Here is a 10,116-nt window from a genome sequence, read left to right on the forward strand (position 1 = left end):
GGAAAAAGTCCCTAAATTTTCCCCCCAATCACTCCAATGTCCGGTGCTTTTGGATTTCAAAAAGGTCTAAAAGTCTTATCGAACAATGTTTTTAGATTTATTGAGCAAACCCTAGTTAGTTAGTAAATGTGGGGAGAGAAATGGTGAGAAGACAGTCCCTTATTAGTAGGAAACTAAGGGGTTTTAATGAGCGGTTTAGCTTCATTTTCCGGGATATAGCCCAAATTGATTGGCTTTTGTTCGTTTTGGTGACGGGTTTAACCGTTTTCGGTGGTTTAATGATTCGTAGTGCCGAAAGACATACCACTGCTCTCGACTGGTGGCAACACTGGTTATTCGGGGCCGGGGGAGTGGCGATCGCTTTATTTCTGGCCCGTTGTCGTTACGAAAGTCTGCTGAAATGGCACTGGTTAACCTATCTTCTCACCAATCTCTCCCTAATTGCAGTAATTATCCTAGGGGTGACGGCGAATGGGGCGCAAAGTTGGATTAATATCGGCAGTTTTAACGTGCAACCGTCGGAATTTGCCAAGGTAGGTTTAATTATCACCCTAGCAGCCCTCCTACATCATCGTCCCGCCGATAATCTTTTTGCGATCGCTCGTGTTTTTGCCGTCACTGCCATCCCCTGGGTGTTAATTATGGCGCAGCCGGACCTGGGGACGGGATTAGTCTTTGGTGCAATTACCCTAGGCATGATTTACTGGGCTAATGCGAAACTACCTTGGATGATTATCCTCTTATCTCCCCTCGCATCGGTTTTTCTGTTTAATTTACTTTTTCCTGCTTGGATTGTTTTAGCAATTATCATCGCTGTGCTTGCTTGGTTTACCCTTCCCTACCGTTTTTTATCTACTTTCATCGTGGTGGCAACTAATCTGGCAGTGGGTAAATTAGGCGAGGTTTTTTGGGGTTTATTGAAAGAATATCAAAAAGATCGTTTAACCCTATTTCTTCACCCAGAAAAGAATCCTTTGGGGGGAGGTTATCAATTAATTCAATCCCGCATTGCCATCGGATCGGGAGAATTATTGGGACGGGGATTACACCAAGGCACCCAAACCCAATTAAATTTTATTCCCGAACAACACACCGATTTTATCTTCTCCGTAGTCGGAGAAGAATTCGGTTTTGTCGGCAGTATTCTAGTTTTAATAGCTTTCTGGTTAGTTTGTTGGCGTTTGTTAGTTATTGCTAATACTGCTAAAGAAAACTTCGGTTCTTTAATAGCGATCGGTGTTCTCTCGATGATCGCTTTTCAGGCAATTCTTAATATTAGCATGACCGTGGGATTAGCCCCGATTACAGGGATTCCTCTACCTTGGTTAAGTTATGGACGTTCATCTTTATTAACCAATTTTATTGCCTTGGGTTTAGTGGAATCCGTGGCTAATTATCGCCCCCGTAAGCGTTTGTACTAAGTAGTTGTGCAGTTATCAGTTATCAGTTATCAGTTATCAGTTATCAGATTTGAGTTTTAAGTGTGGAGTATTAAATAGAAGTTTCCTACTATCTTTTTACTGATTACTGTTTACTGTTTACTGATCACTGATCACTGAGTTGATCTTGGGTACGGGAGAGCCAATAACCGACATTAAAAAACTTTCTTTCACCAGAAAACTCTCGAATCGAAGGACTACAATTTAAATCATCCAATCTACTAATCTATTTATTTTTATCCACTTGCCTTTTGCGTGAGTGCTTTTTGCATGAGTGCCTGTCCTCATAAATAGCCGATAATCAAAGGATTTAGTATGATTTAGCGGAAATTTTTCTTAAATTTTTCTTAAATGCTTGACATTGGCCGGATTAGTGCTTATGATGTTTTCCATCACCCAAACAAAGGCAAATTATTTGCACAATCCCGATTCTGAAAGCCATGCACAGCAAAGCTTTCAAGGGTTAGTACGGGTTGTTAGTTTTGTCTGAGTGATTAAACCTATTCACTTGAAATTACCAGAGGAATAACAATAGCATATCCCAACGATCAACAAGGTAAAGCACTTCCTTTCTTTGCTCGTTTCTTGTCCGTAAGCAAAGAGGAATCTTCCATCAAGTCTCCTTCCCCTGAGCCTACCTACGGGGGCACCTTGAAATACCCTTCTGACTGGGAAGAGTATTAAACTCAGATCACTTGAGTAATTACAGCACTTTTCTTGATTACACCGTACAGACAAAAAGCTAAAAGCTCCACTAAGCAAGGCTCGCAGCCAAAAAAACTGCACGTTGAGATCCTGAGAAGTGCTGTAAAGTAACTTTGGTAATTACTCAAGAAAAAAACCAATACTGCAATAAGTCAAGCAAAAGCAAGACTTTTTGCAGCATTTTCTTGAGATTAGGATCAATAAAGACCGACCCAAAAGCCTTAAGATGGGTTAAAATGTAAGGACTTGCAACTGATATGAAAGAATCGCCTAAAGTTGTTTTATTGTTGACCCATAGCGGCGATTTTTTCACGATTGACCGCGTGGCTGAGGCGATAGAAAAAAAAGGAGCCACACCTTTTCGCTTAGATACCGATAAATTTCCCTTAGAGGTTCAATTAGCAGCCCAATTTAATGGTAAAAAAAGTTTTTATCAATTAACCTATAACCATCAATCTATTGATAGTCAACAGGTGCAATCTGTTTGGACAAGACGTATTTGGCAACCTGAAATAACAGGAGATTTAGATCCTCAGTTTCGGGAGGCTTGTGTGCGAGAATCCCAGACGACTTTGGCTGGTTTTTGGGATAGTTTAAGGTCAGCGCGTTGGTTAGATAATTTAGCGCAAATTGAGAGGGCTAAAAATAAGTTATTACAACTTCGTTTGGCCTCAGAAGTTGGCTTGATTATCCCCCCCACTTTAGTGACCAATAATCCTGATGCTGCCCGGGAGTTTTTTTCCCAGGTTCAGGGAAGAATGGTGAGTAAATTGTTAACTGCGATCGCCCGTAGTATGGAATCGCCGGAATTTTTTCTTTATACCAGTAGGGTGAAAGCAGAAGACCTTGAGGAAGCGGAATCTTTACGTTATTGTCCTATGGTTTTTCAAGCGGAAATTCCTAAACAATTAGAATTGAGAATTGTCGTGGTTAATGGACAAACATTTGTGGGTGCTTTAGAATCTTCTCAGTATAATCATTCAGCCGTAGATTGGCGAAGACCTGGTATTAATCCTGGTGCTTGGCAACATCATACTTTACCCGATTCACTATTGCAGCAACTTCAGATTTTTATGGCTAATTTAGGGTTGAATTTTGGGGCGTTTGATTTTATCTTAACTCCTAGGGGAGAATACGTTTTTTTAGAAGTTAATCCGGGTGGTGAGTGGGGAATGTTAGAACGGGATTTAGATTTACCTATTTCTCATGCGATCGCTGATTTTTTAGTCTTCGGTTGATCGGCAAAGCTGGCGCTCAAAAAATTGTTAATATTAAGTTTTCAAGGAAATCTATGACCGTTTTAATTGTTACTTTTAGCCACGATAATGAAAGTATTCCTCTGGTAATCAAAGCCATAGAAACGATGGGTAAAAAAGCCTTCCGTTTTGATACCGATCGCTTCCCTACAGAGGTGAAAGTTGATCTTTACTCAGGCGGTCAAAAAGGCGGAATTATTACCGATGGAGACCAAAAATTAGAGCTAAAAGAAGTTTCTTCTGTCTGGTATCGACGCATGAGATACGGACTAAAATTACCCGATGGGATGGATAGTCAATTTCGCGAAGCTTCTCTTAAGGAATGTCGGTTAAGTATTCGAGGAATGATTGCTAGTTTATCTGGTTTTCATCTTGACCCAATTGCTAAGGTAGATCATGCCAATCATAAAAAATTGCAGTTACAAGTAGCGCGACAATTAGGTTTATTAATTCCGGGGACTTTAACTTCTAATAATCCTGAAGCTGTCAAGCAATTTGCTCAGGAGTTTGAAGCGACGGGAATTGTGACTAAAATGCTTTCTCAATTTGCTATTTATGGAGACAAGCAAGAGGAAATGGTTGTTTTTACCAGTCCTGTTACAAAGGAAGACCTAGATAATTTGGAAGGTTTGCAATTTTGTCCCATGACTTTTCAGGAAAACATTCCTAAAGCTTTGGAATTACGCATCACTATCGTCGGTGAACAAATATTTACGGCGGCGATTAATTCCCAACAATTAGACGGAGCTATCTACGATTGGCGAAAAGAGGGAAGAGCGCTCCATCAACAATGGCAACCCTACGATTTACCGAAAACTATTGAAAAACAACTACTAGAATTAGTGAAATATTTCGGTCTTAATTATGGTGCAATTGATATGATTGTCACACCAGATGAACGTTATATCTTTTTAGAAATTAATCCCGTTGGCGAGTTTTTCTGGCTAGAACTTTATCCTCCTTATTTTCCTATCTCCCAGGCGATCGCTGAAATCCTAGTTAACTCATAAACCAACAAATACAGAGCCAGAGTATTTTATCGCATCGACGAGGCTCTGACTTCAGATTTCCCCCCCGACTCCTGACTTGAAAGAGGGTGTAGGGTGTGGGGTGTGGGGTGTAGGGTGTGGGAAGTGGGGAAGTGGGGAGTTTTCTCAGTGAACTGATAACTGATAACTGATAACTGATAACTGATAACTGATAACTGGCTCCTAACCCCACCAACAAACTTTTTCAGCAAACCCTACTTAATTTCCAGACCAAGACTTTCTCTCGTGCTTCTATCAGATCCATGCCTATTTTTTCTAAAACTCGCTTTGAAGCTATATTATCGGGAGCGCAGCCGGCGGTCACTGTTTGCATACCAGGTTGAGAAAGTGTCCAGTCCATCATTGCTTTTGTCGCCTCGGATGCGTAGCCTTGTCGTCGATATAACGGTGCTACTTGATAGCCAATTTCTACAGCATCTGTGGGTAAACCTGTGACATCAGGAATAATTTTGATCATCACATGACCAATAAGAGTATTTTCTGTTTGATGAATAATTAAACTCCCCCACCCCCACTCATTTTGTAAGGGGAATTGCAGCAAAATATTCGCAATATCAGGGAAAGCTTGAATCAACTCTTGTTCGGCCCAGTCAGCTGCAACTTTTACCCCCAAAATTGTTGCTAATTCATCGATACCTATAATTGCGGCCTTGAGAAGTTCAAGCTTTAAGGGGACTAAATATAATCGTTCCGTCACCAGTTTTTCCAGTGCTTTCATGTGATAAAACTCCTATACCAGTTATCAGTTATCAGTTATCAGTTATCAGTTATCAGTTATCAGTTATCAGTTAGTAGCTTGTTAATCAACTTATACCATTTCTCTAAATGAAAACTACACATCGAATTTAAGTCACCCTTTTTAAGGGGGATTTAGGGGGATTAAACTTCTGTAGTCAGACTTTGGAGAATTGGTATTACCCAGCAAAAACCTCATTCTCTAGTTCTCCTGAGAGGGGGAAGTCTGAAAAATTTTCCCTACCCCCTACACCCTACCCCCCACACCCCACACCCTGTCTCACTTTCAATCTGTTTGTCACCCCATTAGCTATATTCTCACCCATTTTAAGGTTTTTGGGTCTTTATCGTAACGATAATTAAAACCATCTTTGGCAGTAATAATTTTACCTAAACTGGCTCGATTACGAACGCTACTTAAAGAATAATCAGTTAGGGACTGCATTTGTTGATGGGACAAACCTTCGGCTATTTCAGAAACTCCGGCAATTTCCGCATCATGCTCAGTTTTAACCTCAGACAAAGTCTCTATTTTTACCGCCGAAAAATTTTCTGATTTTTTTGACATCATCACTAGGTTATTCACTTTTTTGCGCTGATAATCTTCTACAGTTGACAGCTGCCAATGGGAATTTTCTGTTAACTCTAAGACCCATCGATGATAATTAAATAAACTTTCCCGATGACCAACACTAATAAAAGTGGTTTCACTTTCCTGTAATTGCTGATATAAGCTGGCTTCATTGGCCAAATCTAAAGCGCTAGTTGCTTCATCTAAGATAGTAAAAGTGGGTTTAGTGATTAATAGTCGAGCAAAAGCTAATCTTTGTTGTTCTCCGAGGGATAAAATCTGTTCCCAATTGACTTGTTTATCTAAGGTATTTTTGTCAGTTAATAAATGTTGCAGGTTGACTTTTTTTAAGATATTTTCTAATTCTTCATCGCTCACCTGATCATTGGTATGGGGATAAAGTAATTGCTGGCGTAAACTGCCAAGGATAATATAAGGACGTTGGGGCAAAAATAACATTTTAGCTAAAGGAGGACGCACTAAACGGCCGCTACCTGCTTTCCATAAACCGGCGATTGCTCGTAACAAGGAACTTTTTCCTCGACCACTGGGGCCAATAATCAGTAGGCTTTCTCCCAAAGGGACAGAAACCGATAAATTTTCCACAATTACCTTTTCATAATCGGGAGTTTGTAGGGTAAAATTTTCAAAAGCTAGACGATTATCTTCCAGGGTGATAATACGACTTAAGTGTTTCGGCTCTTCACTGGCAACTTTTAAGGCATCTGTCAAGGTAGCTAACCGTTCAATATAACTTGAAACTTTACCCGATGTTCCCCATTCAGTAATTAATTGTCCCAAGGCATTAGAAAAAAGGAAACAGCATAAACTCGCTTGACTTATTTCCCCATAATCGATTTCATTTTTAATAAACATCGGGGTCAAAATAAACATTGAAAATACACTAATCGCTGACTGATAACCTCGATTAAAAAGATTATTAAACCGTTCCCAATTTATCAGTTTTTCCGAGCTTTGAATAACCCGTTCAAAACGGCCTTCAATGATTTTTTCTTCCTGCTCTTCTCCCTGAAAAAAAGCAATGGATTCGGCGTGGTTACGCACATGGGTTAAAGCATAATTATAATCAGCTTTATTATTAAGCTCCGATTGATTAATCTTGTTTAATTCTTGAGTTAGATAAATTGCTATTAAATTTCCTGCGATCGTATAAATTATTAGATAAACCGCAATTTGCCGAGAAATTGTCCAAAGAATAATCGCAAAAGTAATCATTTGTAACCCTTTTTCCACGAAGGTGATTAATAACCTTAGGGTCATGGTCGTAATTGGTTCAATTTCTTGAGATAATCTTTGATCGGGATTTTTTAAAGCTGAGGTAAAATCAATATTATAATAAGCGCGAGCATTGAGATATTTTTTAACGGTTTGTTTGGTTAACCACTTATACCAATCCAATGCCACTTGACGACGAATAAATTGAGAAAAAGCAAATAACCCCGTTGTTAATATAATCAACAAACTGGATAACCACAGCGTATTGAGATATTTAGAAAGGTCTCTATCTTCAATAATAATATCGAGTACATAACGATTCCAGTAGCTACTAAAAGCTTCTACCCCCACCGTTGCCAAGATACTTAAAAGGATCAAAGCTGACATTCCCCAAGAAATGATCACATCTCCAAAGGCACGTCCATTTAACTCCGTTGGATACCAATAGGGTTGAGCAACAATTTTTAGGCTTTCCCAAAATTGACCAAATAGTGAAAAGGGATTATTGGCGGACTGGTCGGACACAACAGGGTTTTCCGTTGCTTGTTTAGTAGTATATTGAGGCATCTAGATCCAATTGGCAGTTCTTTTACTGTTCTCTTGACAACTCGCTATCATATTGTAGCGGCAGAATTACCTCTTGTTGTCTTTTGATAACATTTTTATCTAGAAGATGAAAGCCAGCTATGGCCAGAAAGCTCTGACTTGACTAAGAACTACTTGACCCACTTTTGTTACTGTGGCAGTCTAGATGCTGTTTACTGGTCACTGAAAAACCCCCTTCTCTCAATCTCCGTCATCCTCAAAATGATTAGCTAGTAGGAATTTTTGACTGGTATTCAACTCTTGCCAAAGCTGGTTAATTTTCTCGTAAGCTTCCGTGGAGGTAAGCTTTCCCCCACTGTGTAAACCAGCGATAAAAGAGACTCTCAGGGCGAATTCCTGCAAATTAGCGTTAAAAACTAAATTTTGTGGCGTGAATAAACCCCTGTAGCTGGTTTTAGGGTAGAGAAAGTTATCTTTAGAATTGAATTTTTCCATTGTTACCGACCCCCCAGTATAGGATATCTACATTATTATATATTTAAACTTTTGTTAACTTATGCTTAACCTAAGAATTTAAACCTGTCTCTAGATTCTTAAGAGAGTAGCTGCTGAACTTGATTAGCTGCCGCTATCCCAGAGGTTAAGGCCGTTTCTAGGGAAGAATTTCTCGACAAATCTCCTCCTTGACACCAATCACCACAGGCAACTAGAGGTAAAGGACTATTAACACTTAAACAGGGTACAGCTAAACCCTGACGGACTAAAGCATAACGCCAACGGTGCAGCTGAGACCAATCGGGGAGAGGCAAAGAAGCACGAGAGAGCAAATCTAGCTTAACTGCTTCTAAATCCTCGCTATCGAGATATTTAACCGCAAAATCTCCACTACTATGCACAACAAAGACATAATCAGGGGATGATTGCCGTTTACTGCTATCAAGTCCTAACCAAGCGATATCGGTGGAGGGAGCAACTGCGGGTAAAGAATCGCCATAACCCGCCATTACCGTTAAACAGGGATCATAAACGATCGATCGCAATTCTGGCATAGTAGTTATGGGAGAGTTTTCTAACAATAACGCTGCTTGCGGGGCGGGAATAGCTAGGACAATCGCCGAAAACTCTCCCCGAATTTGACCGTTATTGTTTAAAACCCATTTTTCTTGACGATTTTCCAGACGAGTAACCAGAAAATCTCGTTCAATTTCTAAACCTTTAGCTAAAAATTTCGCCACGCTATTGATGCCAGAAGGAGCAACATAGCTAGAATCAAACCAAGAAGTAACTAGATTCTCTCTCAGGAGATTATCAATTAAAGCCGCCGTTTTTTCCCCCTGAACAGTCAAAAAAGGCAAGCCATGATCCACAGCCATCTCTTGATTAGCTCGGTTAACCCGTCGTGTGGCTAAACGACCACCAATGCCTCTAGACTTATCAAATAGCTTAACAGTATAACCTCGATCGCACAACTGACGAGCGCAGGTTAACCCGGCTAAACCCGCGCCAATGATCCCAACCTTAATCGAAAAATTTGTCACTAGCCTTCCTAATCCTGTGAACCCTTGAGTTAATATTAGTAGTAATCAGCACTAGCGAAACTGATTTGATTATTGGGGCTGAGGAGGACAAACCACATTGGACGAACTACGCACAGCTTTGGAGTTAGCCACCGAGGAGGAACTACAGCAAATCACTAACATCCTCTTTTGCCGTCGTTTTAACCCTCTCGATTATCTACGAGCGCCGGACGCAATCGCCGTTCAAAGTCAAGATTGGGATAGTTGGTTAGATAGCGTCGAGGATCGTTTTCGTTATTTGGCTGCCGATGGTGTGACAGTATTAAAAGGTCAAACCGAAAAAGTTAGTTATCGTCAAATTCTCGTCCGTGTCTGTCATTTCCTCAAGGTTCCCTACTCCCAAAAAATGCCGACAACGGAAATTGAAGCGGAAATCTATCTTCACCTCGTTAACAAAGCTTGGAAACGTCTCCCCCCATCGGAACAAAAATCCCTCTCGATTCAAATTCAAAAAGCACTCGCGGATTCCCACACTCCCCAACCCTTACCCGTTCACCTACAACACAATCCCCTCGATATAGTCCTCAAAGGCGGCAGCGTCATCGCCATTAATTCTATCCTGAAACCGATTCTGCTCAAACATATCGCCGGGCAGTTCGCTCTCCATTTTGCCCGCTATCAAGGGGCAAAAACTGCCCTAGTCCAGGGTGGGGCAATTGCTAATCAATTAGCCCTACAAACGGCTAAACAGGGCATGACTACGGCGGCGGCCCGCTACGGAGCGGTCAGAACCGTGTTAAGTTTGGTAGGACCGGCTCTATGGGGTTGGTTTATTGCCGATCTCGGTTGGAAAGCGATCGCCACCGATTACGGCCGGATTATCCCGACTATTTTTGCCATCGCCCAAATTCGTCTGACCCGTGACGATTGTTGGCAACCTGCATAGCTTGACATCCTCGCCGCCGTAAAACGGACGGCGATTCCCAAACCTCACGATTTAGGTTTCTGCTTCTTTCCCTTGCGGGGTTCCGCACCTGCCTTAACAGATTTACTCTGTTCTGG

9 protein-coding genes are annotated in these 10,116 nt (G+C 41.0%); 5 read left to right on the top strand and 4 right to left on the bottom strand.

Annotated elements, in window-relative coordinates; all coding sequences use genetic code 11:
- The first annotated feature begins 140 nt into the window (after positions 1-140).
- The 4 genes from rodA (at position 141) to EWV68_RS17775 (ending at position 4,410) form a co-directional block, all read left to right on the top strand.
- Positions 141-1,421, top strand: a complete 1,281-nt coding sequence (gene rodA / locus EWV68_RS17760; RefSeq protein ID WP_287170562.1) for a rod shape-determining protein RodA — start codon at positions 141-143, stop codon at positions 1,419-1,421.
- A 549-nt stretch (positions 1,422-1,970) separates the two neighbouring features.
- Complete coding sequence (locus EWV68_RS17765; protein ID WP_287170568.1) at positions 1,971-2,123, top strand: microviridin/marinostatin family tricyclic proteinase inhibitor; 153 nt, start codon at positions 1,971-1,973, stop codon at positions 2,121-2,123.
- 278 nt (positions 2,124-2,401) lie between these two features.
- Positions 2,402-3,382, top strand: a complete 981-nt coding sequence (locus tag EWV68_RS17770) for an MvdC family ATP-grasp ribosomal peptide maturase (RefSeq protein ID WP_287170564.1) — start codon at positions 2,402-2,404, stop codon at positions 3,380-3,382.
- 53 nt (positions 3,383-3,435) lie between these two features.
- A complete protein-coding gene (locus tag EWV68_RS17775) occupies positions 3,436-4,410 on the top strand; it encodes an MvdD family ATP-grasp ribosomal peptide maturase (protein ID WP_287170566.1) in 975 nt (324 codons plus the stop codon).
- A 223-nt stretch (positions 4,411-4,633) separates the two neighbouring features.
- Here EWV68_RS17775 and EWV68_RS17780 read toward each other — a convergent pair whose 3' ends face one another.
- The 4 genes from EWV68_RS17780 to EWV68_RS17795 form a co-directional block, all read right to left on the bottom strand.
- On the bottom strand, positions 4,634-5,167 hold the full coding sequence (locus EWV68_RS17780) for a GNAT family N-acetyltransferase (protein WP_002733958.1): 534 nt from the start codon (positions 5,165-5,167) through the stop codon (positions 4,634-4,636).
- 327 nt (positions 5,168-5,494) lie between these two features.
- Complete coding sequence (locus EWV68_RS17785) at positions 5,495-7,558, bottom strand: ABC transporter ATP-binding protein/permease (protein ID WP_287170567.1); 2,064 nt, start codon at positions 7,556-7,558, stop codon at positions 5,495-5,497.
- 219 nt (positions 7,559-7,777) lie between these two features.
- The gene (locus EWV68_RS17790; RefSeq protein ID WP_002758977.1) at positions 7,778-8,032 is read right to left on the bottom strand and encodes a DUF7219 family protein; all 255 of its coding nucleotides are present in this window, start codon (positions 8,030-8,032) and stop codon (positions 7,778-7,780) included.
- Positions 8,033-8,130: 98 nt separating this feature from the next.
- Positions 8,131-9,075 (bottom strand): NAD(P)/FAD-dependent oxidoreductase, encoded by a 945-nt coding sequence (locus EWV68_RS17795; protein ID WP_061430272.1) that lies wholly within the window; start codon positions 9,073-9,075, stop codon positions 8,131-8,133.
- Positions 9,076-9,172: 97 nt separating this feature from the next.
- On the opposite strand from EWV68_RS17795, the gene EWV68_RS17800 reads away from it, so the two are divergent.
- A complete protein-coding gene (locus tag EWV68_RS17800) occupies positions 9,173-10,000 on the top strand; it encodes a YaaW family protein (protein ID WP_002758975.1) in 828 nt (275 codons plus the stop codon).
- Positions 10,001-10,116 lie beyond the last annotated feature (116 nt).

Origin of the sequence: Microcystis sp. M_QC_C_20170808_M9Col, assembly GCF_007095495.1 — a bacterium.
Classification (GTDB): Bacteria; Cyanobacteriota; Cyanobacteriia; order Cyanobacteriales; family Microcystaceae; genus Microcystis; species Microcystis aeruginosa.